The organism is Clavibacter sp. VKM Ac-2872 (assembly GCF_015351105.1).
GTDB lineage: Bacteria > Actinomycetota > Actinomycetes > Actinomycetales > Microbacteriaceae > Clavibacter.
Map to the genome: position 1 here is coordinate 2052336 of NZ_JADKRR010000001.1, position 25192 is coordinate 2077527.

The window sequence follows — 25192 nt, forward strand, 5'->3', positions numbered from 1 at the left end:
CGGCGCCGGCGCACGGGTGCACCAGGCGGTCCTCGCCAGGATGGCCCACGCGCGGGGGCGCTCCGGCGTTGTGTTCATAATGTTCCTGCCGGGTGTCGGCGGACGCGAGGGGGCAGCATGGCGCGACGCGCGCTCGCCGAGCCGCCCCGTCCCCCGCGGACGGTCCGCCCCCGGGTGGGCCTCCCCCGCGGCATCGCCGCCCGGCTGCTGGTCGTCCAGCTCGCGGTCCTGCTCCTCGTCGCCGTCGTCGCGACCACGGCGCTCTGGGCCGACTCGCGGCAGCGCGCCGAGCAGGCCGCGGCGGACCGGAGCCTGGCCGTCGCGACGACCGTGGCCGACTCGCCGCGGGTGGCGGAGGGGCTCGCGTCCGCGGATCCCACGGCCGCCCTGCTCGACTACTCGCTCGACGTGACGCGCGACACCGGGGTCGACTTCGTCACGATCATGGACCGCGACACCGTGCGCGTGACCCACCCGGACCCCGACGAGATCGGCCGCAGGTACCTCGGCACGACGGGACCCGCGCTCGCCGGGCGGTCGCTGACCGAGACCTTCACGGGGACGCTCGGGCCGAGCGTGCGCGCGGTGGTGCCCGTGCGCGGCGCGGACGGCGGCATCGTGGGGCTGGTCGCGGCCGGCGTCACCGTCGACCGCGTCACGGAGGTGCTCGGCGCGCGCCTGCCGGGGCTCGTCGGCACGGTCGGGGCGCTCGCGCTCCTCCTCGCGGCCGGGGCCGTGCTCCTCAGCCGCTCGCTCGAGCGGACGACGTGGGGGCTGGGGCCCGAGGAGATGGCGCGCATGCTCGCGTACTACGAGTCGGTGCTGCACTCCGTCGGCGAGGGGATCGTGCTCGTCGACCGCGACCGTCGGCTCGTGCTGCACAACGACCAGGCGGCCGAGCTGCTCGACCTGGAGCTCGATCCCGCCTCAGGTCCCGTCGAGGTCCGCGCGCTGGGGCTGCCGCCCGCGATCGAGCGGCTGCTCCTCGAGGGCGCCACGGCCGACGAGGTCGTGCACCTGCCGGGAGGGCGCGTCCTCGTCGTGACGCAGCGGCCCGCGCTGCCCACCGGCCGCACCGGGAGCGCCGCGCGGCTCGGCACGGTGACGACGCTGCGCGACCGGACCGAGATCCAGCGCCTCTCGGGCGAGCTCGCGACGCTGCGCACCCTCTCCGACGCCATGCGCGCGCAGACCCACGAGTTCGCCAACCGGCTGCACACGATCGTGTCGCTCATCGAGCTGGAGCGGCCCCGCGAGGCGCTCGCCCTCGCGGCGGCGGAGCTCGAGACGGATCGCCGCGCGTCGGAGGGCGGGCTGGCGGCGGAGGCGGATCCCGTGGTGCGGGCGCTCGTGCGCGGCAAGACGGCGCAGGCGGCCGAGCGCGGCGTGGAGCTGTCGGTGCGCGTCGCCGCGGGGACGGGCGACCCGGCCGTGCCCGCGACGGAGCTCGTGACGATCGTGGGGAACCTCGTGGACAACGCCATCGACGCGGCCGCCGACCCGTCCGTCGCGACGGCGCGCGGGGACGACCGCGGGCGGGTGGAGCTGTCGCTGTCGCGGACGGAGGCGGGCGGGCTCGTCGTCGAGGTGGCGGACGACGGGCCGGGCGTGGATCCCGCGGTGCGGCCGCGCGTGCTGGAGTTCGGGGTCACGACCAAGTCGGGCGACGGCGGACCGCGCGGAGTGGGGCTGGCGCTCGTGGCGCGCTCGGCCGCGCGGCTCGGCGGGCGGGTGGAGGTGGGCGACGCCGACGCGCCGCTGGGCGGGGCGCGCGTGCGGGTCGTGCTGCCCGCGGATCCCGCCGCCGACTCCCGGGCGGACGACCCGACCGGCCTCCGCGACGGCGACGGCGCCCACGACGGCGGGGTCCCCGCGTGATCCGGGTGCTGGTCGTGGACGACGACGCGCTGACCGCCGAGGCCCACGCCCTCTACGTCGGTCGGCTCGAGGGATTCCAGGTCGCCGGCGTCGCGCACACGGGCGGTGAGGCGCTCCGGCGCGTGGCGGAGGCCGGGCCGGACGGGATCGACCTGGTCCTGCTCGACATGACGCTGCCCGACATGCACGGCCTCGAGGTGTGCCGCCGCCTCCGCGCCGCCGGACGCGCGACCGACGTCGTGGCCGTGACCGCGGTGCGCGACCAGGCCGTCGTCCGCAGCTCGGTGACGGCGGGCATCGTGCAGTACCTCATCAAGCCGTTCACGTTCGCGGCCTTCGCCGAGAAGATGGCGGCGTACGTCGGCTACCGCGAGGGGCTCGGCGCGGGCAGCGGCAGCACGACCCAGCTGCAGGTGGACCGGGCGCTCGCGGCGCTGCGCTCCCCCGCGGCCGACGCGCGCCTCCCCAAGGGCATGTCGGCGGAGACGCTCGACCTCGTGCGCGGGATCGCGCAGGGCGACGGATCCGCGAGGGCTGCCGCCGAGGGCGTCTCGGCCGCGGAGGTGTCGGGCGCGCTCGACGTGTCGCGCGTGACGGCGCGTCGGTACCTCGAGTACCTGGCCGACGTGGGTCAGGTGGAGCGGGTGCCGCGCTACGGCACGCCCGGCCGGCCCGAGCTCGGGTACCGCTGGACGAGCTGAGGCACCGTACGCGACGGGACGCGATCGCGCGACCCCCGCCCCGGATCCGCTGCGACCCGGGACGATGTCGCCGCCCCGTGCGAGTCTCGGACCATGAGACGCACCATCCTCCCGCCGTACCTGCTGACCCGCCTCGCCGAGGCCGACCCCGATCACCTGGCCGCCGCCCGCCAGGCCGCCCGCCGCGCCCTCCGCGACCAGGGGCCCCTCATCCACGACCGGCGCGGGCCGGGCGCCGAGCCGGACCCGTCGGCGCTCGCGGAGCGGGACCCGTCGGGGATCCACCGCACCATCTCCGACGCGGGGAACCGCGAGGAGCTGCCCGGCCGCACGGTGCGCGTCGAGGGCGCGCCCGACACGGGCGACGCCCAGGTCGACGAGGCCTACGCGGGGCTCGGCGCGACGTACTCCCTCTTCTCCGAGGTCTACGGCAGGGAGTCGCTCGACGACCGCGGCCTGCCGCTGCTCGCGACCGTGCACTACGGCGAGGAGTACGACAACGCCTTCTGGGACGGCACGCGCATGGTCTTCGGCGACGGCGACGGCGAGGTCTTCGCGCCCTTCACGCGCTCGCTCACGGTCATCGGGCACGAGCTGGCCCACGGGGTCACCGAGCTCACCCTCGGCCTCGTCTACCAGGGGCAGTCGGGCGCGCTCAACGAGTCCATCTCCGACGTCTTCGGCGTGCTCGTGGAGCAGCACGCGCTCGGCCAGACGGCGGACGCGGCGACCTGGCTCGTCGGGGCGGAGCTGTTCCTCGACCGGTCGACGGGCCTCGCGCTCCGCTCGATGCGCGCGCCCGGGACGGCCTACGACGACGACGTGCTCGGCAAGGACCCGCAGCCCGCGCACATGGACGACTACGTGGAGACCCGGGAGGACAACGGCGGCGTGCACATCAACTCCGGGATCCCGAACCGCGCCTTCTTCCTCGCGGCCACCGGGATCGGCGGCGAGGCCTGGGAGGGCGCCGGCCGCGTCTGGTACGACGTGATCGAAGCCGGCGCCGTGCGCGCCGACGCCGACTTCCGGGCCTTCGCGCGGGCCACGGTCGACGCCGCCGCGGCGCGGTACGGTGAGGGCGCGTCCGAGGTCGCCGCGGTCCAGGCGGCGTGGGAGGGCGTCGGGATCGAGGTCTAGGTGGAGATCGCCGTGTCGCGCACGGGCGGGGTGACGGGCATGACCCGCACCTGGTCGGTGCGCGTGGACGACGGCGCGGCCGAGTGGGACGACCTCGTGGACGCCTGCCCGTGGGACGAGCCCGCCGTGCCCGCGCCGGGCGCCGACCGCTTCGTCTACCTCGTGCGCGCGGGCGACCGCGAGGCGCGCCTCGGCGAGGCCGCGGTCGACGGCCCGTGGCGTCGGCTCGTCGACCGGGTGCGCGACGCGTCCCGTGAGAGCCTCGGAGGATGACGCCGCCTCCTCCCGCCGACGACCGCTACGGACAGGACGTGCTCGCCGCCGGCTGGCGCGGCCCCGCGAAGAAGGCCCCGCGGCCGCAGGACGCGACGCGCGACCTCGTGGTCGAGGAGCTGTCCACCGGGTTCTGCGGCGCGATCGTCCGCGTCGAGTCGGGGATGGTCGTGCTCGAGGACTACAAGCGGAAGCAGCGCACGTTCCCGCTCGGCGGGTCCTTCCTGCTCGAGGGCGAGCCCGTCGCCCTGCGCGTGCCCCGCGCCGCGCCCGCCGGTCCTGCGCGGACGGCCTCCGGATCGCTCGCGGTCGCCGACCGGCAGGCCCGCGTGGCGCTGCCCAGCCGGATCTTCGTGGAGGGCCGGCACGACGCCGAGCTCGTGGAGAAGGTGTGGGGCGAGGACCTCCGCATCGAGGGCGTCGTCGTCGAGTACCTCGAGGGCGTCGACCACCTCGACGAGGAGCTCGACCGCTTCCGCCCCGGGAAGGGGCGCCGCGTGGGCGTGCTCGTCGACCACCTCGTGCCCGGGTCCAAGGAGAGCCGGATCGCCGAGGCCGTCGCCCGCGGACCGCACCGGGCGCACGCGCTCGTGGTCGGGCACCCCTACGTGGACGTCTGGCAGTCGGTGAAGCCCGGGCGGCTCGGCCTCCGCGAGTGGCCCGTGATCCCGCGGAACGTCGAGTGGAAGCACGGCATCTGCGCTGCGCTCGGCTGGCCGCACGACGAGCAGGCGGACATCGCGCGGGCGTGGCAGCGGATCCTCGGGCAGGTGCGCTCGTACCAGGACCTCGAGCCGGCGCTGCTCGGCCGGGTGGAGCAGCTCATCGACTTCGTGACGGACCCCGCGGGGCGCTAGCGCCGCGGATCAGGCGGGCGCGGCCGCCGTGTCGCCGATGCGCACGTGCACCGGCAGCACGACGTCCGCCGGCGCCCGGCCCGCGAGCAGCTCGCCGACCATGCGCCCGGCGCGCACCCCGCGGTCGTGCAGCGGCTGCTCCACGGTCGTGAGCTGGCGCTCGAGCCACGGCAGGTGCGCGCCGTCGAAGCCCGTGACGGTGAGGTCCTCGGGCACGCGCAGGCCGCGGGCCGCGGCGGCGCGGATGGCGCTCGCGGCGAGCATGTCGTTCTGCGCGAGGATCGCCGTGGGCCGCGACGGCAGGTCGAGCAGCACGCCCGCGGCGCGCTCCCCCGCCTCCAGGTCGCGCCCGCCCGCCTCGACGCGCACGGCGTCGGGGAAGACGCTGCGCGCGGCGCGGAGCCGCTCGCGGATCGTGCGGTTGACGATCTCCTCGAGACCGCGTCCCACGGGGATCACGGGGCCGGGCGGGCCGTCCTCCTCGATCCGCGTGGTGCGCATCAGCACGGCGACGCGGCGGTGGCCGAGGGCGCGCACATGACGGGCGAGCTCGCCCATGCCGCGGGCGTCGTCGATGTCGACCACGGCGACGCCCTCCCCGTGCGGGCCCTCGACGCCGACCATGGGGATCCGTCGCGCGCGCAGCCCGGGCAGGAGCGCGTCCACCTCCTCGCCGCGGGTGAGGAACACGACGGCGTCGACGGGCATGCCCTCGAGCAGGGGCGCGGATCCCTCGCGCGGCTCCCGTCGGCCCGGCAGCAGCAGCTGGCCCACGTCGAGCTCGTCGAGCGCCTCGCTGAGGCCCGCCATCGTCGCGAGCGCCACCGGGTTCTGGAACGCCCGGCGGATGCTGCCGGCGACCACGACGCCGACGATGCCGGTGCGGCCGCTCTTGAGGGACCTGGCCGTGGGATCCGGCCCCGCGTAGCCGATGCTGGCCGCGGCGCGCAGGATCCGGGCGCGGGTGGCGGGCGTGATCGAGCCGGTGCTGCGGTACGCGAGCGACGCCGTGGAGGTCGAGACGCCCGCGAGGGCGGCCACGTCGGCGAGGGTCACGGAGGTGCGCGGCGAGTTCCTCCTCATGCGCCCCACCCTATTGAGGCCCGGTCGGCCGCCGCGCGCGTTCGCCGCCGGGGACCGCGATCGCCACGTCCCGTTCACCCGCGGGCCACCGCGGCACCGCACCATCGAAACGATGCGATCCGCATCGCTCCCCCAGCAGAAGGACACCCGACCCGTGATCCCCCGCCGTTCCCTCCTCGCCCTCGCCGCCGCCGCGTCCGCCGCGGTCGCGCTCGCGGGCTGCGCTCCCACCACGAGCACGCAGGCCCAGGCCCAGAACCACGCCGTCACCGACGCATCGGGTACCGCCCGCGTCTTCATCTCCGGCGACACCAACGTCCAGGCCCTCTGGGACGACGGGATCATCCCCGCGTTCGAGAAGGCGAACCCCGGCGCGTCCGTCACCACGACGCTCGACCTCCACGGCGAGCACGACGCCCAGACCATGGCCACGCTCACCAGCTCGGTGCAGGGCGGATCCGACCCCGGCTACGACCTCATCGACGCGGGCTTCACCGCCGCGGCCGGCACCGGCGGGCTCCTCGCGCCCGTCTCCGCCGACACCATCCCGAACCTCGCGACCGTGCCCGACGCGACCGTCCAGTCCGGCGGCGGCTTCGGGATCCCCTACCGCGCCTCGTCCGTGCTGCTCGCCTACGACTCCACGAAGGTGACCGACCCGCCCAAGACGCTCTCCGACCTGCTCTCCTGGATCCGCGCCAACCCCGGCCAGTTCGCCTACAACTCCCCCTCCACCGGCGGATCCGGCCAGGCCTTCGTCACGACCGTCCTCGACACCCACGTCGACGACGCCACGCGCGAGAAGATGACGACCGGCTACGACCAGTCGCTCGAGAGCGCGTGGGACGCGGGCTTCGACGAGCTCAAGGGACTGAACTCCGCCATGTACCAGGGCGGCGTCTACCCCAACGGCAACAACCAGGTGCTCGACCTCCTGGGCACGGGCGCCATCGAGATGGCCCCGGTCTGGAGCGACCAGGTCATCACCGCGCAGAAGTCGGGCACGCTCCCGGCGACCGTCAAGTACGCGCAGATCTCCGACCCGGCGTTCACCGGCCACGCGTCCTTCCTGGGCATCCCCAAGACCGCCGAGCACCAGGACGTCGCGCAGAAGCTCGCCGACTACGTGCTCTCCGCCGAGGGCCAGGCCATCATCGCCAGCACCATCGCGGGCTACCCGGTGATCTCCCTCGACCAGGTGCCCGCGGACCTCAAGGACCAGTTCGCCTCGGCCGACCCGTCGACGCTGCGCCCCGGCTACTACAGCCAGATGGCGTCGGACATGTCGAACCTCTGGGACCAGAAGGTCCCCGGCCAGTGACGGCCGTCCGGACGGCGGATCCCGCCGCCCGGGCCGCCCGCGCGCGGCGGGTCTCCCCGGAGACCCGCCGCGCCGGCGTCGGCCTGGCGCTCGCCCTCCCGCCCGCGCTCCTGCTGGCGTTCTTCGTCGGGATCCCCGTCGTGCTCGCCATCGGATTCAGCCTCGGCCACACGGGCGGCCTCAACAGCACGATCGCCACGATCGGCCTCGGGACCCGCACCGCGACGAGCTGGTGGGGGACGTTCGACGCCTACGTCGACGTGTTCACCGACCCGCGGTTCCTCCGCGACCTCGGCGTGACGGTCGTCGTGACCGTCCTCTCGACCGCGATCGTCATCGCCCTGTCCCTGGCGATCGCCCTCAATCTCCGCCTCCGCGGTGGCCGGCTCGCGTCCCTGTTCGCCGGGCTCGCGATCGTTCCCCTCTTCATCCCCGTGGTCATCGCGTCGTGGGCGATCCTCACCTTCTACTCGGGCGACGGCTTCGTGCGCACGGTCTTCGCGCTCGTCGGCCTCGACGGGCCGACGTGGGGCTACACGACCGTCGCGGTGGTCATCGGATCCGTGTGGACGAGCCTCCCGTTCGCCACGCTCATGGCGACCTCCGGCGTGCAGGGCATCCCGGACGCCATGATCGAGGCCGCGCGCGACGCGGGCGCCTCGACGTGGGCCATCGTCACGCGGGTGCTCGTGCCGCTCGCCGCCATCCCGCTCGTCATCGCGACGACGTTCACGGCGATCGGCGTGCTCGGCTCCTTCACGGTGCCGTACTTCACCGGGCCGAACGCGCCCAGCATGCTCGGCGTCGACATCTCGAAGTACTTCACGGGCTTCAACCACCCGCAGCAGTCGATCGTGATGGCGGTCGTGGTGTTCGTCCTCGCATCGGGCATCGCGTTCCTCTACGTCCGGGCCAACTTCCGGTCCGCGAAGAAGGAGGGCCGGGTCTGATGCGCGCTCTCCTCTCCGCCCGCGGGTGGATCCAGGCGGCCCTGTTCGCGGTCGTCGCGGTCTTCATCCTCGGCCCGCTGCTCTGGCTCGCGGCGCACGCGTTCGCGACGAGCTGGGACTACCCGAGCCTCGTGCCCGCCGGCCTCACGCTCGACTGGTGGCGCGTGGTGTTCGAGGACGCCGAGCTCGCCGCGGCCGTCCGCAACTCGCTGTACTTCGCGCCCATCACGGTGCTCGTCTCGGCCCTGGTGTGCCTGCCGGCCGCGTACGCGTTCTCGCGGTTCTCGTTCCCGGGCCGGCGGATCCTGCTGGTGGGCCTGTTCGCCACCAACGCGTTCCCCAAGATGGGCCTCTTCGTGTCGATGGCGTCCCTGTTCTACGGGCTGCACCTCATGAACACGATCACGGGCATCGTCATCGTGCAGCTCATCGGGACCGTCGTGTTCATGACCTGGATCCCGGCCGCCGCGTTCAGCGCCGTGCCGCGCTCCCTCGAGGAGGCCGCGCGCGACGCGGGCGCCGGACGCGTGCGGACGTTCCTGCACGTGACCCTGCCGCTCGCGCTGCCCGGGATCCTCGTGGCCGTGCTCATGTCGTTCCTCGCCGCGTTCGACGAGGCGCAGGGCACCTACCTCGTGGGCGCGCCCGTCTACATGACGATGCCGACCGAGATGTACTCGCTCGTCCTCAACCACCCGAAGCAGGTCGCCGCCGTGTTCGCGATCCTCCTCTCCGTCCCCTCCGTCGCCCTCCTCCTGCTCGCCCGCCGCCACATCATGGGCGGGCGTCTGGCCGAGGGCTTCCAGATCCGTTAGGCCGGCCATGACCGCATCCGCCCCATCCACCACCACCGCCGCTCCCCCGCGCGTCCACGACGACGGCACCGCTGGCGCCTCGCCGTCCGGCCTCGTCGTCCAGGGCCTGTCCAAGGACCTCGGCGGCCGCACCATCGTCGACGACCTCCACCTCGACGTCGCGCGCGGCGAGCTCGTCGCGCTCCTCGGCCCGTCGGGCTGCGGCAAGACCACGACGCTCCGCATGATCGCCGGGTTCCTCGAGCCCGACCGCGGATCCGTGGTCATCGGCGGCCGGGACGTCACCGCGTCCGGCCCCGACAAGCGGCCGAGCGCGATGGTGTTCCAGAACTACGCGCTCTGGCCGCACCTCACGGTGTTCAAGAACGTCGCCTTCCCGCTCACGCTGCGGAAGCTGCCGAAGGACGAGGTCGCCCGTCGGGTCATGGCCGCGCTCGAGACCGTGAACCTCGCGCACCACGCGCACTCGCGGCCCGCGCACATCTCGGGCGGCGAGCAGCAGCGCGCGGCACTCGCCCGCGCGATCGTGCAGGAGCCCGACCTGCTGCTCCTCGACGAGCCGCTGTCGAACCTCGACGCGAAGCTGCGCGTGAAGGTGCGCGAGGAGATCCGCGACATCCAGCAGCGGCTGGGGATCACGACCGTCATGGTCACGCACGACCAGGACGAGGCGCTCGCGATCTCCGACCGCGTCGCCGTGATGCACCAGGGCCGCATCGAGCAGGTGTCGGCCCCGACCGAGCTCTACGCCCGGCCGCGGACCCTCGTGGTCGCGTCGTTCATCGGCAGCATGAACCTGCTGCCGACGCCGCGCCTGCAGGGCACGACGCCCGAGACGCTCACGGCCGGCCCGCCCCAGGCCTTCGTCCCGACCTCCGCGGACGCGGACGTCTGGGCCGTCCGCCCCGAGGACGTGTCCTACGCGCCGCGCGGGACGCGTCCCGAGCCCGACGCGACGTCCGTCGTCGTGCGCCGCGTGCTGCCGCACGGCCACTTCCAGGAGCTCGTGCTCGACGCGGGCGGCGTGGAGGTCCGCGCGCTCGTCACCGGATCCGCGCCCGCGGTCGGCGAGGCCGGCACCGTGACGCTCCGGGCGGTGCGGCACTACCGGGACGGGATCCTCGTGCCCGACCGGGCAACGCCCGTGGCATCCGACGCGCCCGCCGCATCCACCGCGACCGCCGCATCGGACGACGCGCGATGACGGCCGCGACCGCGCACCGCGGCGACTCCTCCCGTCACCGCGAGAACACGCTCGCCGCCATCCGCTCGGCGGCCGAGGCCGGCGCGCGGACGGTGGAGGTCGACGTCCAGGTGACGCGCGACGGCGCGGTCGTCCTCCTCCACGACGACACGCTCGACCGCCTCTGGGGCGTCGACGCGCGGGTCCGGGACCTCGACCTCGCCGACGTGCGCGCGCTCGGCGGCGGCCAGCTGCGGATCCCCCTGCTCGCCGAGGCGCTCGAGCTCCTCGCCGGCACGGACGTCGAGCTCGTGATCGACATGGCGTCCGGGGATCCGGCCGCCGCCGCCCTCGCGGTCGTGGCCGCCGCGCCGCGCACGCCGCGCGTCGCCTGGTGCGGTCACCTCGACGGGATGCGCACCATCCGCGAGCTCGACCCGGCCGCCGTGATCTGGCTGCCCTGGGCCGACCCGCAGCCGCCCACCGCGGACGACCTCGCGGAGCTCCGGCCGGCGGTCGTCAACATGCCGCACCTGATCGTCGGGCGCGCCCTCGTGGACGCCGTGCACGCCCTCGGCGCCGGCGTCACCTGCTGGACCGTCGACGAGCCGTCGCAGATGGAGTGGCTCGCGTCCATCGGCGTGGACGCGATCACGACGAACGAGCTGGCGACGCTCCTCGACGTGCTCGCGCGCCGGGCCGCGGATCCCGCCGCCGCGGATGCCCGCGCGTCCGCCCCCTCCGCCGAGCGCGCCCGGGCCCGCGCCGCGGCGCGCGACCTCGCGGCGCGCGCCGTGCACCACGTCCGCTCGCACGCGGTCGGCGCCGTCACGACGAAGGCGAACCCCGCCGACCACGTCACGGAGATCGACCGGGCCGTCGAGCGCGACGTGCGCGCGGTCGTCGGTGCGCAGTTCCCGCACCACGTGCTCGTCGGGGAGGAGTACGGCGGCGAGGCCGTGCCCGGTCGCCCGTGCTGGTACCTGGACCCGGTCGACGGCACCGCGAACCTCGCGAACGGCGTGCCGTGGACGAGCTTCTCGCTCGCCCTCGTGGTCGACGGCGAACCCGTGGTGGGCGTCGTGGCGGACCCCTGGCGCGGCACGGTCGTCGAGGCCGCTGCCGGCGAGGGCGCGTGGTCCGCCGGCGCGCGCCTCGACCTGTCGACCGAGCCGGGCGGCGTGCACGCGCCCGACGCGGATCCGCTGCGCGGCCGGATGGTGAGCACCGAGCTCGCCGGGCACGCGCCCTGGCCGGGCATGCTGCCGCTGCTCGACGCGCTCGCCGCGCGCTGGTGCACGCTGCGGATCATGGGGTCCGGCACGCTCACGGTCGCCGGCATCGCGCTCGGCCACGGCGCGGGCGCGGTGATCGGCTCGTTCGGGCCCGTCGACCACCTCGCCGCGACGCTCATCGTGCGGGAGGCCGGAGGCGTGGTGCTCGACGCGGACGGCGAGGACACGCTGTTCCCGGCATCGGGGGGCGTGCTCGCGGCCCGCGACCGCCCGACCGCGGAGGCCCTGCACGCGCTCTGGCGCACGGGGATCGTCGAGGCGACGTCCGCCGCCGTGGCCATGGGCGCGACGGCCGGGTCGGCGACGGCCGAGCGGGCTCCCGCGGCCTAGCCCGCGTCGCGGTCCGCGCGCGCGTCGAGCAGCGCGCGGATCCGCCCGGGGCCCATGACGCGCGCGCCGAGCGCCTCGACCCGGGCGACGAGCCCGCGGTCCGCCGTGACCACCACGACCTCGCGGCCGGCGTCCCGGGCGGCGCCGACGACACGCACGATCTCGCCGTCGCCGTCGCCGTCCGCCGCGGCCTCGACCACGGCGACGCCGGGTGCCCGCAGCGTCGGCGAGGAGGGATCCGCGGCGTGCTCCGCGGGCCGCGCCGCGTCGCGCGCGAGCCCCTCCACGACGGCCACGACGTCCGGCCACCGCACGTCGCCGGGCAGGCCGAGGTCGGCGGCGGGCAGGCCGTCGCGCGCCAGGGCGTCGAGCTCGCCGAGGAGGCGGGAGGTGGATCCGGCGCGGTCGCGCCACCAGCCGTCCGGCCGGGAGCCGAGCAGGTTGGCGGTGTCCACGACCAGCGTGACCTCGCGCGTCAGCTCGTCGCGCAGGATCGGCCAGGCGCGCCCGAAGCCCGGGTGCAGCTCGCGGCCGTCGACGTCCTCGACGGGCACCCAGCGCAGCTCGATGCTCTCCGCGTCCGCGACGCGGGGCTCGAAGGGCCGGACGACGCGGGCCGTGACGGTGGTGTAGCTCCAGAAGCCGAGGTCGAGCACGGTCGCGAGCACGGGCCGGATCCCCGCGGGCGGCACCCCCGCTTCCTCGGCCGCCTCGCGCGCGGCGCCGTCGACCGCGGACTCTCCCGCGTGACGCGCGCCGCCGGGAAGGCCCCACGTGCCGCCGTGGTGGCTCCACGCGACCCGGTGCTGGAGGAGGACGCCGCGATCCGGGTCGTGCACCAGCAGGCCCGACGCGCCGAACGCGCCCCAGAAGCGCTGGCCGTCGGGGCCCTCGACCCACGCGTCGCCGCTGTCGCGATGCGCCCCGCGCGGGGGCTCGGGCGGGCGCTCAGCGGTCATGGACCCACCATCTCACGGGCACCTTCGATAGCGTCGGGGCATGTCGTGCATCAGGTTCACCACCGCCGCGCAGCTCGAGGCCCTGCACCGGACCGCGCCCGCCGTCCTCACCGCGGAGCAGGCCGCGGCGCTGCATCCCGCGCCCGAGGTCACGCCCAGCAAGATCCGCCGGCTGCGCCTGCTCGCCGAGCACCGCGACCCCAAGGTGCGGGAGAGCGTGGCGAGCAGCCTGCACGCGCCGCTCGACGTGCAGCAGGCGCTCGCGCGCGACGCCGACGAGGGCGTCCGCGCGTGCCTCGCCCGCAACCCGCAGGTGCCGGCGGCCGTGCTCACGATGCTGGTGGGCGACACGTCCGAACGCGTGCGCTCCTGGCTCGCCGTCAACGACGCGACGCCGCGTGCCGCCGTCGCGATGCTCGAGTGCGACGAGTCGCCCGCGGTGCGCGACCTGCTGCGCTGGCGCGAGGCGCACATCGAGGCCCCGGCCGAGCCGGAGCCCGCGGAGGTCGTCGCGCGCTGACCGGCGCGCGCCCCGCCCGGCGGGCGTCACCCGATCCGGGTCAGGCGCGTCCCTCCGCCACGTCGCGCGCCTTCGCGGTGCTGCGCCGGTCGCCCGGGTAGTGCACCGGCCGCATGCCGAGCACGATCTTGCCGCGAGCATGCCGGCGCTCCAGGTCGTCGAACGCCTCCTGCACCTCGGCCAGCGGGTAGAAGCCCGAGACGAGCACGTCGACGTCGCGCTTGGCCGCGAGGTCCGCGACGGTCGCGAGCGTGCGGGAGCGGTGGACGTCGTCCTCCTCCACGGGAGGCAGGACGGCCTCGAGCTCGAGCTCCCGGCGGTCGTCGCTCGAGCTGAAGCGCTTGCCCGCCACGCCCAGCTCCTCGGCCACGTGCTCGCCGCCGCCGAAGTTGTCGACGAAGCCCTGCACGCCGTTCGGGGCGGCCTTCCGGATCCGGTCGGCGAGGCCGTCGCCGTAGACGACCGGGGTGACGCCGATCTGGCGCAGGTAGTCGAAGTTGCGCTCACCGCACGTGCCGATCACCCGGGCGCCGCGCCGCATGGCGAGCTGCGCCTCGATGCTGCCGACGCCGCCGGCCGCCGCGGTGACGACGAGCGTGTCGCCCTCGCCGACCGTGACGGCGTGCAGCACGTCGTGCGCGACGAGGCCCGCGAGGAACAGTCCGCCCGCGACCTCCCACGGGAGCTGCGCGGGCTTCAGCACGACGTTGCCCGCGGGCACGACCACGTGCGTCGCGTGGGCGGCCATGACGGTGTGGCCGAGGACGTCCTGACCCTTCTTGAAGCGCGTGACGCCCTCGCCGACGGCCGCGATGCAGCCGGCGAAGTCGCTCCCCTGGCCGTTGGGGAACGCGGTCGGCACCTCGTCGGGGAACCTCCCCTGGCGGATGTAGGCCTCGATGTGGTTGATGCCCGCCGCGAAGACCTCGACGAGCACCTCGCCGGGGCCGGGCGACGGCCGGGGGACGTCGACGACCTCGAGGACGTCGACGCCGCCGAAGGATCCGAACTGCACCTGCTGGCTGGTGGATCGCGATGAAGGGCTCATGCGCGTCATCCTGCCGCTCCCGCGCGCGACGCGCGAGGGCACGGAGCCGATCGTGAGACCTCGTTCGTAGACTGGACGCGGCGGACCTGCCCGGAGTCGGCCGCGATCGGAGACACGTGCAGAGGATCCTCGGTGGCGTGCGCCTGGTCGCCGCGATCGTCGTGGTCGCCGCGCTGGTCGCCGACTTCGACTACGTGCAGGGCTTCACGTCCTTCGCCGCCGAGAACTGGTTCAGCTACTTCACGACGCAGAGCGGGATGGCCGGCGTCGTCGTCCTCGCGGCGTCCGGAGCGCATGCGCTGCTCGGCCGCGTGGAGCCGCCCCTCATGGCCGCCGTGCGCGCCGTGGTGCTGAGCTACGTCGTGGTGTCCGGCGTGGTCTTCGGCCTCATCGTGCTCGAGTCGAGCTCGCAGGCGTACTACGTCGAGGTGCCGTGGTCGAGCCGGCTGCTGCACTTCGTGATCCCCGCGTACGCGCTCCTCGACTGGACCCTCGCGCCGGGCCGCCCCCGCGTCACGTGGAAGGCCGTCGGCTGGGCGATGCTCTTCCCGGTCGCGTGGTGCGCGTTCACGGAGGTCCGCGGACCGCGCGTCGGCTGGTACCCGTACTTCTTCCTGGACCCCGCGCAGGTCGGCGTCCCGTTCGAGATCGCCGCGTGGCTGGCGCTCGTGGCGGGCGTCTTCGCGGGCGTGTCCACGCTCGTCGTGGCGCTGAGCCGCGTGCGGCCGGCGGATGCCGGGACGCGGAGGCGGACGCCCCATTCCGACGCGCCGCGCGGGACGACACCCTCTCAGCCCGCGCCGTCGGATGCCGAGGACGAATCGGTGGCGGAGACCGCGGGGACGCCAGCGCCCCGGCGGGCACGGGGATCCGCGGGCGACAGGGAGGCCGTCCGCCGCTGAGCCGCGGACGACGGCAGCCGCCGCTCCCTCCGGCGCCCCGCTGTCGCGTGACAGCATGGACGGATGGTCACCGACGACGGACGCTCCGCTGCCTGACCCGACGACGCGGCAGGGCCGGCGCTCGAGCTGCGCTGGCCGTCGGTGGTGCGGGACGACCCCGATCCGGAGGCCCTCGTGGTCGACGTGGTCGACGTCGGCGACGCACGCTGGGTGCCCGTCGCGTCGTTCCACACGGTCGGCAGCCTGACGCCGCGCGGCGGCGTCGCCCGCGGCATCGACTTCGCGTTCGTCGGCGGGACGCCCGGCGCCGTGCCGCTGGATCCGGGTGACAGCACGCGCGTGCCCGTCCACGTGGCCACGTCGCAGTGGAGCGACCTGGAGCCCGGCGAGCACGAGGCGCGCGCGACGATGCCCGCCCTGGGGATCCGCACGGCCGACCCGCTTCAGGTGCGGGTCACGGCCGCGATGATCGCGCGACACGTCCCGGGAGCTGTCACCGCTCTCGGAGCGGCCGCCGAACGCAGCGCCGTCGAGACGCAGATCTCCGCCGACCGGGCACGGCTCGCCGCCGGCGCCGACCTGGAGGCGCTGGGCGCGACGCTCGCGCGGGCGGAGTCCCACGAGGACGCGATGGCGCGCATCATCGACCTCGTCGGAGTCGACCGCGACGGAGCCCAGCAGGTGCTCAGCAGCTTCGTCCGCTGGCTGCTGCCGTACGAGATGGCCGAGACCCGGCGTCGCCTGGCGCGCAGCGAGAGCCGACGCGACGCGCTCGGCGACGGCCCGGCGGGCACCGCGGCCTAGGGGGTCGGCTCGGCGCTCGGGCCGGGATCCGGGGTCGCCGTCCCCGTCGCGAGGAGCGCCGGATCCGCGAACGGCGCGAGGCTGCGCAGCGCGGCCGCCCGCAGCGCGTCGTCGTCCAAGGCCGCGATGCGCTCCGCGGCCGCGGCGCCCACCTCGGCCATGAGCACGGGCTCGCCGGAGATCGGCATGAGGTTGTACCAGCGGGTGTAGCGGCCGTCCGCGTCGGACGAGGTCCAGACCGTGGCCGTCGTCGACCAGAACGGCTCGGCGAAGCGCAGCCAGATGCGGTCGGCGCGGCCGGGACCGAGCGCGCGGATGGCGACGTCGTGCGAGGACGGCAGCGCCGGGTCGAAGGCGATCGCGCCCTCCTGCAGCACGCCGAGCGGCACGGTGACGACCACGCGGTCGACCGACAGCGACTCGCCGGATCCGAGCCGCAGCCCCACCCGGCCGTTGCCGTACGCGATGCGGGTCACGGTGGACTCGCGCAGCACGTCGATGTCCTGGTCGCGCAGCAGGTGCTGCACGAGGCCCGCGAAGCCGCCCGTGACGGCGACGTTGCCGACGGGCGCCGGCTCGTCGAGGCCACGGGCTCCCGAGAGCTCGTCGGGCGCCGCGCCGTGGGCGATCGCGACGTCGGTCGCGAGGAGCGCGGCGAGGCGGGCGGCGGGCGAGGCGGCGCCGCCCTCGGTGGAGAGCGCGTCGGCGCCGGTCGCGCGGAGGGCGGCGGCGAGGCTCACGGCGCCCGGCTGCGCGAGGGCCCAGGCGCGCGCGGCGGCGACGGCGTCGGATCCGGCGCTCGACGGATCCAGCACGGCCCCGTCGGCGCCGCGGTCCTCGGCGACGAGCGCGAGGCCGTAGCGCGTGATGCCGGCGGCCTCGAGCGCGTCGCGCAGCAGGTCGTCGGGGTCGGCAGCGATCCAGAGGGCGCCGAGCTCCGCGGGGTGCGGCCAGCCGGTTCCGCCGGCCGCCCGGATCCGGCCGCCCAGGTCCGCGCGCGCCTCCACGAGGACGACGTCGTGCCCGGCGTCGCGGAGGGCGCGGGCCGCCGCCGTGCCCGCGATGCCGGCGCCGACGACCGCGACGCGCTCGGATCCGGCGCCCGCGCGATCGACCTCGCCCGCCGCGCGGAGCCCCGATGCGTGGGCCCCCGCGACCGTGCCGGGGCGGTCGGCGCTCGTCGCCTCGCCGGCGAAGAACACGCGGTCCTCGATGGGGCGGGCGAGCGCCTCCCGGTCGGCGGTCGTGGCGCCCGGTCGGAGGAAGCTGCCGGATCCGCGCGCGAAGGGATCGCCGGCCCAGTCGGAGCGCGCGAAGGCGACCGGGTCCGGGACGCCGGCCGCGCCCGCGGTGGGCGTGGGGGCCGGCGTCGTCGACGGCACGGCCGTGGGGGTCGCGGGCGTCGGCGTCGTCCGCGTGCACGCCGCGAGCCCGAGGAGCGACAGCCCCGACACGGACGCGGTGAGGAGGGTGCGGCGGGAGATCGACATGCTCGGGCCAGCGTACCGGGGAGGCGTCGCCTAGGGTCGGAGCATGCCGTCCGACGCCGCCCCGCCTCCCGCGGGCGCCGCGCCGTCCGCGCAGGCCGCCGTCCGGGTCGACAGCTGGCTCTGGGCCGTGCGGATCTACAAGACCCGGTCGCAGGCGACGGCCGCCTGCCGGGCCGGGCACGTGAGGGTCGGCGACGAGCGCGCGAAGGCGTCGCAGTCGGTGCGGCCGGGCGACGAGGTGCGCGTGCGCGTGGCCGGTGCCGAGCGGATCCTCGTGGTGCGACGCACGCTCGTGAAGCGCGTGGGTCCCGCGATCGCCGCGGAGGCCATGACCGACCTCACTCCCCCGCCGCCGCCGCGCGACGCCGCGCCGGCCACGATCGTGCGCGACCGCGGCGCGGGACGCCCGACGAAGCGCGACCGCCGGGAGATCGAGCGGCTGCGCGACCCCGAGGGGATGCGCGGGCGCTAGAGCCCGGCGGCGGCCACGCGGCGGGCGTGCGCGAGCTCGTCCAGGATCCGCGCCCGCAGCGCGTTCGACCGCTCCGCGAACCCGCGCTGCTCGGCCGCGTACCGCGCCTTGCCCGCGGGCTCCTCGATCCGGACGGCCTCGAGCCCGAGGCCGGACACGTCGTACGGGCTCGCGCGCATGTCGAGCGAGCGGATGTCGCGGGCCAGCTCGAACGCGTCGAGCAGGAGCTCGCCGGGCACGAGCGGGCCGAGCTTGGTCGCCCACTTGTAGACGTCCATCCCGGCATGTAGGCAGCCGGGCTGCTCGAGGTCAGGCTGTGTCTCCCGGGTGGGGGCGAGCGCGTTCCGCGGCACGGCCTCGGACGTGAAGAAGCGGAACGCGTCGATGTGGGTGCACGCGAGCTTGTGCGCCTCGACGACCTCGTCGGTGGCGGCGGATCCGAGGCGCAGCGGCAGCCTCTCGTGCCGCTGCTCGCCGGGACCGACCCTGTAGACCATGGCCCACTCGTGCAGGCCGAAGCAGGAGAAGCGGCCGGGGCGCGCGGCGGTGCGGCCGAGGATCCGCTCGATGAAGGACGCGGTGGATCCGCGCGCCTCGAGGTACCCGGCCGCGTCGACCCGCACGCCGCCGGCTGCCCGGTCGGCGTCCGGGAGGTACCAGCGCCACGCCGCGCGCTCGTCGCCCGCCGCGTCCTGGAGCACCGCGCCCGCGCCCGGGTGCCAGCGCTTCAGGAGCGACGGCTTGTGCGGGTAGTAGGTGAAGAGGAAGTCGTCGACCTCGTGGGTGCGTCCGGCGAGGCGGCGCGCGCGGAAGCCCGCGGAGAAGGCGTCGGCGCGGTCCGCGTGGCGGGCCGCGCGCTCGCGCCAGGCGGCGGGATCCAGGACCGCGGGCAGGTCGCTCGCGGCCGCAGCTGTCGGCGAGGCCGCGGCCGCGGAGGGCGCGGCGTCGGCGGCGGGGGTCATCCGTCGAGGCTACCCGCGGGAGACGCCCGGATCCGCGCGGCACCGCGGGACTCCGGGCCCGCCGGAGGTCCCGCCCGGATAGCATGAGCGCATGGATGACGACTCCCTTCTCACGCCTCCCGGCGTCGCCGGCTACACGATCACCGAGATCGTCGAGAGCGAGTCGGGTGGCGAGCCCCTCTTCATCTCGGCGATCCACCTCGACGGCGAGCACGTCGCCAACTGGATCTCCACGGACCTCGACGAGGACGACGGCATCGTCGCCGACCTCGACCACGCGTTCGGCGGCCCGGCCACCGACCGCATGTTCCGCCAGGCCGCGGCGATCTTCCCGGACGCCGTGCTGTCGGAGATCCTCCCCGAGCTGGTCAGCTTCCTCTGGGTCGTGGCCGACGTCGCGGGCGTCGCCGACGACCAGGACCTCGACTTCGAGGCCGCCATCCGCATCGTCGCCGCCGAGGGCGACCTCGACGCGCAGGACCGCGACCTCCTCGGCCGCCTGGATAGCCTGAAGCGCATCGACTGAACCACCGTCTCCGAGCGCGCCGTCCGCATCGCGGGCGGCGCGCTCGTGCGTGGGCCGCGGGTGTGGACGGGACGGGCGCCCCGCGGCGCGTGCGGCCTACCGTGGGCTTGCCGTCCCGATCCGGCCAGCGACCCCGCCCACGGCCGTCGGGACGCGGGGCGCCCGACGGCGCGACACGAGCGCCGGACTGCCGGCGCCCCACGGGAAGAGGCCGGCCACCGCATGATCAACGAGACCCTCATCGACACGCCCCCGCAGCTGTGGCGCACCTCGGAGCTGGTCGACAACGCCCGGCGCTACGTCGACGGCGTCGACGACCGCACGCCCGACCACCTGTTCCTCGCGCTGAACACGCTCACGCTGGTGCTGGCCCGGGCGGGCGAGGCCGGGCGGGCGTCCGCGCTGCTGGACCGCGGGATCGCCGCGGCCGACCGGCTCCTGCGCACGGACGCCGACGCGATCCGGTACGGCGTCGAATGCGTCATCAACCACGCCGACCTCCTGCGGTACGCCGGTCAGCCGCGCGCCGCGATCGCGCTCCTGCGCGAGGTCCACGAGCTGTCCAGCGGCCGGCAGCCGGATCGCGACGAGATCCTGGGGGTCGACCTCGCGCGCGGCCGGGACGCGAGTCCGGCGGTGCTCGGGGGCGCCATGTTCATGCTGCGGCTGCGCAGCCGCATCTCCCTGCTCAAGACGCTGGTCGCCGTCGGCGACGAGCGCGCGGCGCTCGAGCTCGCGCAGCGCTCGGCCGAGGACAGCCGCGAGGGCGGCGGCCCGCTGCTCGACGCGGCGCTCGACTACGTCGCGGCGCTCGACGACGATGCGCCCGCCGCCGCACCGGGCTCGCCTCCCGCCACGGCCGTCGAGGTCTGCCAGCTGATCCGCGCCCAAGCCCGGCTGGACCGGACGATCCTCCCCGTCGAGGAGTTCGACGCGGCCGTCGACCGCGTCGTGGCGAGCACCACGCTCCACAACCCGCGCACCCCGATCCTCTGGCGGGTGGCGCACGCCCGCGCGGCGGGCCTCGAGGCGCGGGCCGATCACCACCTGGGCGCCATGGGCGAGGCCTGCGTCTCCGCCGGGGACAAGCGGCTGCACGAGCGCGCCCTGGTGTTCGCCGGTCGGGACGCCGGGGAGGCGCGGGCGCTCTTCCCGGATCCGCGCCCGGATGCCCGGGAGCTCGAGGTGCTCGCCGACGCGTTCTCCCGCTGCGTCGACGAGATCGCCTCGCCGCTCTCCCCCGCCGCCTGAGCCGCGGTCCGGGCGCCCATCTCGCCGAGCCGGACGCGCGCCGGGCTGCAGCGTACGGTCGAGTGATGAGCGACTCCGACATCGATCCCCTGTCCACCGTCCAGGGCGCCCCCGGCGTCACGCAGGCCGTGCCCGGCGAGGGCGACTCCGACGCGAGCGTCGGCGGCACCGTCCCCGACGGCGAGAGCATCCAGCACGTCGACGACGACGAGGCGCCCGGCGACGGCGGCCTCTCCAGCGGCGGCGACTCGCTCGGCAGCGACGAGGACGCGGCCGACTCGGGAGCCGGCGCGGGCGACGCGCCCACCGACCTGCCCGCCTGATCCGGCGTCAGCCCGCGGCGGGTCCGAGCAGCGTCAGGCGCTCGCGGAGCAGGGCGCGGACGGCGTAGGGATCCGCGACGCTGAGCCGCCCCTCCTCCGAGACGCCGTCGCGCAGCACGAGCGGCAGGACGGAGCGGCGGACGACGAGGGCACCGCGATTGCGGCCCCTCTCGACCCGCTCGACGGGATGCGCGAGCGCGTCGTCCGGCACGACGACCACCGCGGCGGCGAACCGCACGCCCGCCGAGGCGGCGAGGGCGCGCGCGGCGCCGACGAGCCAGGTCACGGGCGCGTCGCCCGGGGCGAGGGCGCCGTCGGGATCCGGGGCGACCGGCTGCAGCTCGCCGCGCACCAGCTGGACGGACGCGCCCCAGTCCTCGGAGCTGAGCGCGAAGAGGCCTGCGGGCGCGAGCACGACGTGGTCGACCTTGCCCGCGCCGTCGAGCGGCCGCACGTCGTGGAAGATCGTGGCGCCCATGCCGAGCGACGCCGCGGCGCGCGCGGTCGCCTCCTCGGCCAGCGCCTTCGCGAGCAGCCAGCGGATGTCGCGCGGGGCGCGGCGCACCAGCTCGGGCGACCAGGGATCCACGCCGAGGTCGGTGCCCGGAGCGACCGACTGCCACGCGGCGACGCGGTCGAGGTAGTGGGCGCGGGCGAGCGCGCCCGCGACGCCATGCACGGACGCGCCGATGCGGGTGCCGGATCCGGGAGCGGGCGCGTACCCGGCGTCGTCCGGGCCGAGCGGGTCGTCGTCCGCGGTGCTCGCCCGGCCCTGCCCGCGGTCGTACGCCGCGCGATCGGCCGGGTCCCCCACGAGCTCCCACGCGCGCTGCACCTGGTGGAAGAGGTGCGCCTCCCCGCCCGTGTCCGGGTGCGTCGCCCGGACGAGCCGGCGGTACGCCGCGCGGAGCGTGGCGGCGTCGCCCGCGGGATCCACGCCGAGCACCTCGTACGGCGTGCGGTCGGCGGGGCTCCCCGCGCGGCTCACTCGGCGGGAGGGGCGGGAGCCGCGGGAGCGGCGGGAGCGGCGGGCGACGCGGCGTCGGCGGTGTCCTGGACCTCCGCCTCCCACGGCGCGGGGATCCCGTAGTACCGCTCGAGGAAGTCCTGCACGCGCGCCTGGCGCTCGTCGGCCGGCACCTCAGGGAAGGAGCCGTCGTTGAGGCAGAAGAAGTCCTGCGAGCGGCGCTTGAGGAGGCCGGGCAGCAGGTCCAGCCCCGCGCGCGACGTGGTGTCGACGTACGTGACCTTGGCGCTCTCCTGCTGCACCGCGCGCGCGGTCATCTGCGCGTAGTAGTGGTACAGCGAGTTGGTGACCGAGATGTCGGTGCTCGAGCGGAAGCGGCTGAGCTGCGTGCGGTGGAAGTCCTCGGCGAACTCCCGCTCGAGCTCCAGCAGGACGCTCTTGCGCAGCGGCGTGGCCGCGTGCTCGAGGTGGCGCGTGATGAGGCGGCCGAAGCGCTCCATCAGCAGGCGCCGGTTGACGCGCGCGGAGTTCTCGAACCCGCTGCGGTCGGAGTCGTTGTCGCCGAGGCCGATGCGCGTGGCCGCCTCGATGAACTTGGTGATCCCGCCGGGCGAGAAGAACATGCCCGGCTGCACGGGGCGGCCGAAGAACATGTCGTCGTTCGAGTAGAGGAAGTGCTCGCTGAGCCCCGGGATGTGCTGGAGCTGCGACTCGACGGCCTGCGAGTTGTGCGTGGGCAGCGCGGCGGGGTCCGTGAAGAACTCCTCGCTGCGCACGAACGTGACGCCGGGGTGCTCGGCCAGCCAGGCGGGCTTCGGGGAGTCGGTGACGATGAAGATCCGGCGCACCCACGGCGCGAAGAGGTACACGGAGCGGAGCGCGTACTTGAGCTCGTCGATCTGGCGGAAGCGGGCCTCGGAGTCGTCGCCCTCGCCGACCACGACGTCCTTCATGCGCTCGGCGCGGCGCTTCTGGAACTCGGGGTCGTTGCCGTCGACCCAGGAGAAGACCATGTCGATGTCGAACGTGATGTCGGACGCCTGCGCGTCGAACATGCCGCGCAGCGTCTTCCACTCGTGGCCGTACATCTCGACCGTGGCGGGCACGACCTCGGCCGCGGGGAGGATCTCGCGCGTGAGCGAGTTCTCGACCGGCCAGACGATGTTCTCGCCCTCGAAGCGGAAGAACTGCAGCTCGACCGCGGTGGACGCGCCGTAGGCCAGGAGGCCGGCCGGCTCGATGCGCGGGCGGTAGAGGCGGAAGATCCCGGCGTCGGGGTTGTCGGTGAGGCGGCCGTCGGCAACGAGCAGCGGCGGGCGGCGGCGGCCGTCGACGGTCTTGGCGTACAGGGGCTCGTCGGCGCACGCGGCGACGAGGGCGCGGACGACGGTGTCGCGGTTCGCCACGTCGATGGCGATGACCGGGCGCTCGTCGTTGCCGCGGATGAGCCAGAAGTCGATGCCGGTCGCGAGGAGCGCGTCCCGGATGAAGAGGAGGTCGGTCACGAGCGCCTGGTGCGGCGTGAGCGTGCGGTTGACCAGCGTGGCGAGGCCCTTGCGGATGACGACGTCCGGGCGGTGGTGCGTGGTGGGCCACGTGGCGGGCGCGGGCGCCACCGCGTCGTCCTGGCGGGAGTACTCCTCCTCGCTGGTGGCCGGATCGACCGTCGGCTCGAGCGCTACGTTGAACTGCCGTGCGCTGCCCGCCATGGATCATCCCCTTGGTGCTTCTCGTGTGCCTGGTGCGGTCGGCCGACCCGACGGGTGGCGACGGATCATTCTACCGAGCGCGGGTGCGCGCCCCCGCTCGGGGGCCCTCGGCGGATCAGGCGCGGTCGGTGGGGCTCAGCGCGGAGCGCACCGCGCCCGTCGCGTCGCGTCCGAGCCGCGCGTGCAGGAGGAGCACGAGGGCCGTGCCGGAGAGCACGCCGTCGAGGAGCCCGGCGGGCAGCAGGAACACCATCAGGACGAGCGTGACGACGCACATCACGCAGGCGAGGGCGAGCCCCCAGAGCCGGTCCCGCCAGAGGCCGACGGCCGCGGTGATGCGGAGGGCGGCGAAGATCCCGCTCATCGCCATCATCGGGTAGAGGTTCTCGCGGAGGTACGGCAGCGCGAAGACCTCGGCGTGGTCCGTGATGGCGGCCTGCGGGATCCCGAGCGCGAGCAGGACGACGAGCCCCACGGCGACCAGGCCCTCCATGAGCACGCCCTGCACGAGGAGCAGCACGGCGGCGACCCGGAGCTCGCGGCGCGCGCGGCGCGGTGGCGTCATCCCTCGGCCTCGGTGGAGGCCGCGGGCAGGGCGTCGACCTCCCAGACGACGGGGGCGGCGAGGAACGGGTGCGTCGCGGGATCCGGCGTCTCGAGGATGGTGCGCGGGACGTCGTGCCAGCGCAGCTCGGCGAGCTCCTCGCCTTCCGGCACGGCGTAGACGACGCACTCGAGGTGCTCCTCGGCGGCGTAGCCGTCGTCCCGGCGGAGGACGGGCATCTCGTACGGGCACTCCGCGGACGCGCTGACGCCGCCGACCTGCCGCTGGATGATGTCGACCTCGGTGCCGTCGGCGAGGAAGGGGCGGAGCACCGGACCGGTGGCCGGAGCGCGCTCGCCCTCGAGCCACCGCGTCTGGACGAACGCGAAGTACGGGATCCGGTCGGCGAAGCGCGCGCCGTCCTCGAAGCCGGACCAGTAGGAGGGGTGGCCCTCGGTGACGCCCCGCACGGAGGTGGCGACGACCGGCCCGTCGATGCCGTCCGCGTCCACGCTCGCGAGGGCGACGACCTCGCCCGCCGCGACGCGCTGGTCCGGGACCGCGGTGGGCGCTTCGGGCGGCAGGGCGACGGCGTCGAACGGCGGTACGGGCGGTCCGTCGGGAGCGGGTGCGCAGCCGGCGAGGAGCAGGGACGCGGCGAGCGCGGATCCGGTCGCGGCGAGCGCGGATCCGCCGCGGGATCGGCGGCGGGGACGGGCGGCGCTGGCGGTGGTGCGGATGCTCATGGTCTCCCCGGGTCTCCCCCCCCCCCCCGAGCGTGGCAGCGCGTCCCGACGTCGGCAACTCGGGGGCGCGCGGGCGGGGGCGGCGCCCGGCGGATGCGAGGATCGCTGTCACACCCCCACGCACGGCCGCGCTCCCCGGATCC

General features: G+C 75.5%; 26 protein-coding genes. 17 read left to right on the forward strand and 9 right to left on the reverse strand.

Annotated features, from left to right (window positions below; translation table 11 throughout):
* Positions 1 to 117: 117 nt before the first annotated feature.
* The 5 genes from ITJ40_RS09665 (at position 118) to ITJ40_RS09685 (ending at position 4849) form a co-directional block, all read left to right on the forward strand.
* Positions 118 to 1878, forward strand: coding sequence for an ATP-binding protein (locus ITJ40_RS09665; protein ID WP_228511897.1), 1761 nt, complete (start codon positions 118 to 120; stop codon positions 1876 to 1878).
* Complete coding sequence (locus ITJ40_RS09670) at positions 1875 to 2579, forward strand: response regulator (protein ID WP_194666793.1); 705 nt, start codon at positions 1875 to 1877, stop codon at positions 2577 to 2579. Before ITJ40_RS09665 ends, ITJ40_RS09670 begins: the two co-directional genes overlap by 4 nt.
* 93 nt (positions 2580 to 2672) lie before the next feature.
* A complete protein-coding gene (locus ITJ40_RS09675; protein ID WP_194666794.1) occupies positions 2673 to 3719 on the forward strand; it encodes a M4 family metallopeptidase in 1047 nt (348 codons plus the stop codon).
* The gene (locus tag ITJ40_RS09680) at positions 3720 to 3992 is read left to right on the forward strand and encodes a protealysin inhibitor emfourin (protein WP_194666795.1); all 273 of its coding nucleotides are present in this window, start codon (positions 3720 to 3722) and stop codon (positions 3990 to 3992) included.
* Positions 3989 to 4849 carry a DUF3097 domain-containing protein gene (locus tag ITJ40_RS09685; RefSeq protein WP_194666796.1) on the forward strand — a complete coding sequence of 287 codons (861 nt, stop codon included), beginning with the start codon at positions 3989 to 3991 and terminating at the stop codon, positions 4847 to 4849. The genes ITJ40_RS09680 and ITJ40_RS09685 overlap by 4 nt, the downstream gene beginning before the upstream one ends.
* A gap of 9 nt (positions 4850 to 4858) precedes the next feature.
* Here the strand turns inward: ITJ40_RS09685 and ITJ40_RS09690 are convergent, their stop codons facing one another.
* The gene (locus ITJ40_RS09690; protein WP_194666797.1) at positions 4859 to 5932 is read right to left on the reverse strand and encodes a LacI family DNA-binding transcriptional regulator; all 1074 of its coding nucleotides are present in this window, start codon (positions 5930 to 5932) and stop codon (positions 4859 to 4861) included.
* A gap of 112 nt (positions 5933 to 6044) precedes the next feature.
* Between ITJ40_RS09690 and ITJ40_RS09695 the strand changes: the two genes are divergently transcribed.
* Genes ITJ40_RS09695 through ITJ40_RS09715 form a run of 5 tightly spaced genes read left to right on the forward strand, consistent with a single transcriptional unit; the run spans position 6045 to position 11826 of the window.
* Positions 6045 to 7253, forward strand: coding sequence for an extracellular solute-binding protein (locus ITJ40_RS09695; protein ID WP_228511899.1), 1209 nt, complete (start codon positions 6045 to 6047; stop codon positions 7251 to 7253).
* Positions 7250 to 8203: an ABC transporter permease subunit gene (locus ITJ40_RS09700; RefSeq protein WP_194666798.1), complete on the forward strand. Its 954-nt coding sequence runs from the start codon at positions 7250 to 7252 to the stop codon at positions 8201 to 8203. The genes ITJ40_RS09695 and ITJ40_RS09700 overlap by 4 nt, the downstream gene beginning before the upstream one ends.
* Complete coding sequence (locus ITJ40_RS09705) at positions 8203 to 9018, forward strand: ABC transporter permease (protein ID WP_194666799.1); 816 nt, start codon at positions 8203 to 8205, stop codon at positions 9016 to 9018. Before ITJ40_RS09700 ends, ITJ40_RS09705 begins: the two co-directional genes overlap by 1 nt.
* Positions 9019 to 9025: 7 nt before the next feature.
* Positions 9026 to 10222 (forward strand): ABC transporter ATP-binding protein, encoded by a 1197-nt coding sequence (locus ITJ40_RS09710; protein WP_194666800.1) that lies wholly within the window; start codon positions 9026 to 9028, stop codon positions 10220 to 10222.
* A complete protein-coding gene (locus tag ITJ40_RS09715) occupies positions 10219 to 11826 on the forward strand; it encodes an inositol monophosphatase family protein (RefSeq protein ID WP_194666801.1) in 1608 nt (535 codons plus the stop codon). Before ITJ40_RS09710 ends, ITJ40_RS09715 begins: the two co-directional genes overlap by 4 nt.
* Here the strand turns inward: ITJ40_RS09715 and ITJ40_RS09720 are convergent.
* Positions 11823 to 12785, reverse strand: a complete 963-nt coding sequence (locus ITJ40_RS09720) for an NUDIX domain-containing protein (protein WP_194666802.1) — start codon at positions 12783 to 12785, stop codon at positions 11823 to 11825. The genes ITJ40_RS09715 and ITJ40_RS09720 overlap by 4 nt on opposite strands.
* A gap of 40 nt (positions 12786 to 12825) precedes the next feature.
* Here ITJ40_RS09720 and ITJ40_RS09725 point away from each other — a divergent pair, with 40 nt between their 5' ends.
* Entirely contained in the window at positions 12826 to 13305 is a 480-nt protein-coding gene (locus ITJ40_RS09725) for a hypothetical protein (protein ID WP_194666803.1), read from the forward strand.
* Between the two features lie 40 nt (positions 13306 to 13345).
* Here the strand turns inward: ITJ40_RS09725 and ITJ40_RS09730 are convergent, their stop codons facing one another.
* Positions 13346 to 14353, reverse strand: a complete 1008-nt coding sequence (locus tag ITJ40_RS09730; protein ID WP_228511900.1) for an NADP-dependent oxidoreductase — start codon at positions 14351 to 14353, stop codon at positions 13346 to 13348.
* A 116-nt stretch (positions 14354 to 14469) separates the two neighbouring features.
* Between ITJ40_RS09730 and ITJ40_RS09735 the strand changes: the two genes are divergently transcribed.
* Positions 14470 to 15255, forward strand: a complete 786-nt coding sequence (locus ITJ40_RS09735) for a Pr6Pr family membrane protein (RefSeq protein WP_370532023.1) — start codon at positions 14470 to 14472, stop codon at positions 15253 to 15255.
* A 144-nt stretch (positions 15256 to 15399) separates the two neighbouring features.
* Entirely contained in the window at positions 15400 to 16059 is a 660-nt protein-coding gene (locus ITJ40_RS09740) for a hypothetical protein (protein ID WP_194666804.1), read from the forward strand.
* Here the strand turns inward: ITJ40_RS09740 and ITJ40_RS09745 are convergent.
* Complete coding sequence (locus tag ITJ40_RS09745; RefSeq protein ID WP_194666805.1) at positions 16056 to 17549, reverse strand: FAD-dependent oxidoreductase; 1494 nt, start codon at positions 17547 to 17549, stop codon at positions 16056 to 16058. The two genes, ITJ40_RS09740 and ITJ40_RS09745, sit on opposite strands and share 4 nt — an antisense overlap.
* A 43-nt stretch (positions 17550 to 17592) precedes the next feature.
* On the opposite strand from ITJ40_RS09745, the gene ITJ40_RS09750 reads away from it, so the two are divergent.
* Entirely contained in the window at positions 17593 to 18021 is a 429-nt protein-coding gene (locus ITJ40_RS09750; RefSeq protein ID WP_194666806.1) for an RNA-binding S4 domain-containing protein, read from the forward strand.
* Here the strand turns inward: ITJ40_RS09750 and ITJ40_RS09755 are convergent.
* Positions 18018 to 18983, reverse strand: a complete 966-nt coding sequence (locus tag ITJ40_RS09755; RefSeq protein WP_194666807.1) for a 3-methyladenine DNA glycosylase — start codon at positions 18981 to 18983, stop codon at positions 18018 to 18020. The two genes, ITJ40_RS09750 and ITJ40_RS09755, sit on opposite strands and share 4 nt — an antisense overlap.
* A 91-nt stretch (positions 18984 to 19074) precedes the next feature.
* On the opposite strand from ITJ40_RS09755, the gene ITJ40_RS09760 reads away from it, so the two are divergent.
* From ITJ40_RS09760 to ITJ40_RS09770, 3 genes are all read left to right on the forward strand, one after another.
* Complete coding sequence (locus ITJ40_RS09760) at positions 19075 to 19509, forward strand: hypothetical protein (RefSeq protein WP_119403303.1); 435 nt, start codon at positions 19075 to 19077, stop codon at positions 19507 to 19509.
* Between the two features lie 222 nt (positions 19510 to 19731).
* Entirely contained in the window at positions 19732 to 20760 is a 1029-nt protein-coding gene (locus ITJ40_RS09765; RefSeq protein WP_194666808.1) for a hypothetical protein, read from the forward strand.
* A gap of 65 nt (positions 20761 to 20825) precedes the next feature.
* A complete protein-coding gene (locus ITJ40_RS09770) occupies positions 20826 to 21083 on the forward strand; it encodes a hypothetical protein (RefSeq protein ID WP_194666809.1) in 258 nt (85 codons plus the stop codon).
* Positions 21084 to 21090: 7 nt separating this feature from the next.
* Here the strand turns inward: ITJ40_RS09770 and ITJ40_RS09775 are convergent, their stop codons facing one another.
* The 4 genes from ITJ40_RS09775 to ITJ40_RS09790 form a co-directional block, all read right to left on the reverse strand.
* The gene (locus tag ITJ40_RS09775) at positions 21091 to 22071 is read right to left on the reverse strand and encodes a J domain-containing protein (protein ID WP_194666810.1); all 981 of its coding nucleotides are present in this window, start codon (positions 22069 to 22071) and stop codon (positions 21091 to 21093) included.
* Positions 22068 to 23759: a stealth family protein gene (locus ITJ40_RS09780; protein ID WP_194666811.1), complete on the reverse strand. Its 1692-nt coding sequence runs from the start codon at positions 23757 to 23759 to the stop codon at positions 22068 to 22070. Before ITJ40_RS09780 ends, ITJ40_RS09775 begins: the two co-directional genes overlap by 4 nt.
* 115 nt (positions 23760 to 23874) lie before the next feature.
* Positions 23875 to 24324 (reverse strand): hypothetical protein, encoded by a 450-nt coding sequence (locus tag ITJ40_RS09785; protein WP_194666812.1) that lies wholly within the window; start codon positions 24322 to 24324, stop codon positions 23875 to 23877.
* Positions 24321 to 25049, reverse strand: coding sequence for a hypothetical protein (locus ITJ40_RS09790; protein WP_194666813.1), 729 nt, complete (start codon positions 25047 to 25049; stop codon positions 24321 to 24323). Before ITJ40_RS09790 ends, ITJ40_RS09785 begins: the two co-directional genes overlap by 4 nt.
* Positions 25050 to 25192 lie beyond the last annotated feature (143 nt).

Coding starts and splice junctions, on each gene's coding strand:
- ITJ40_RS09705 (WP_194666799.1), top strand. CDS start 8,203: ATGCGCGCTCTCCTCTCCGCCCGCGGGTGGATCCAGGCGGCCCTGTTC.
- ITJ40_RS09675 (WP_194666794.1), top strand. CDS start 2,673: ATGAGACGCACCATCCTCCCGCCGTACCTGCTGACCCGCCTCGCCGAG.
- ITJ40_RS09690 (WP_194666797.1), bottom strand. CDS start 5,932: ATGAGGAGGAACTCGCCGCGCACCTCCGTGACCCTCGCCGACGTGGCC.
- ITJ40_RS09685 (WP_194666796.1), top strand. CDS start 3,989: ATGACGCCGCCTCCTCCCGCCGACGACCGCTACGGACAGGACGTGCTC.
- ITJ40_RS09785 (WP_194666812.1), bottom strand. CDS start 24,324: ATGACGCCACCGCGCCGCGCGCGCCGCGAGCTCCGGGTCGCCGCCGTG.
- ITJ40_RS09695 (WP_228511899.1), top strand. CDS start 6,045: ATGCGATCCGCATCGCTCCCCCAGCAGAAGGACACCCGACCCGTGATC.
- ITJ40_RS09790 (WP_194666813.1), bottom strand. CDS start 25,049: ATGAGCATCCGCACCACCGCCAGCGCCGCCCGTCCCCGCCGCCGATCC.
- ITJ40_RS09750 (WP_194666806.1), top strand. CDS start 17,593: ATGCCGTCCGACGCCGCCCCGCCTCCCGCGGGCGCCGCGCCGTCCGCG.
- ITJ40_RS09755 (WP_194666807.1), bottom strand. CDS start 18,983: ATGACCCCCGCCGCCGACGCCGCGCCCTCCGCGGCCGCGGCCTCGCCG.
- ITJ40_RS09760 (WP_119403303.1), top strand. CDS start 19,075: ATGGATGACGACTCCCTTCTCACGCCTCCCGGCGTCGCCGGCTACACG.
- ITJ40_RS09710 (WP_194666800.1), top strand. CDS start 9,026: ATGACCGCATCCGCCCCATCCACCACCACCGCCGCTCCCCCGCGCGTC.
- ITJ40_RS09780 (WP_194666811.1), bottom strand. CDS start 23,759: ATGGCGGGCAGCGCACGGCAGTTCAACGTAGCGCTCGAGCCGACGGTC.
- ITJ40_RS09725 (WP_194666803.1), top strand. CDS start 12,826: ATGTCGTGCATCAGGTTCACCACCGCCGCGCAGCTCGAGGCCCTGCAC.
- ITJ40_RS09665 (WP_228511897.1), top strand. CDS start 118: ATGGCGCGACGCGCGCTCGCCGAGCCGCCCCGTCCCCCGCGGACGGTC.
- ITJ40_RS09720 (WP_194666802.1), bottom strand. CDS start 12,785: ATGACCGCTGAGCGCCCGCCCGAGCCCCCGCGCGGGGCGCATCGCGAC.
- ITJ40_RS09730 (WP_228511900.1), bottom strand. CDS start 14,353: ATGAGCCCTTCATCGCGATCCACCAGCCAGCAGGTGCAGTTCGGATCC.
- ITJ40_RS09770 (WP_194666809.1), top strand. CDS start 20,826: ATGAGCGACTCCGACATCGATCCCCTGTCCACCGTCCAGGGCGCCCCC.
- ITJ40_RS09745 (WP_194666805.1), bottom strand. CDS start 17,549: ATGTCGATCTCCCGCCGCACCCTCCTCACCGCGTCCGTGTCGGGGCTG.
- ITJ40_RS09765 (WP_194666808.1), top strand. CDS start 19,732: ATGATCAACGAGACCCTCATCGACACGCCCCCGCAGCTGTGGCGCACC.
- ITJ40_RS09715 (WP_194666801.1), top strand. CDS start 10,219: ATGACGGCCGCGACCGCGCACCGCGGCGACTCCTCCCGTCACCGCGAG.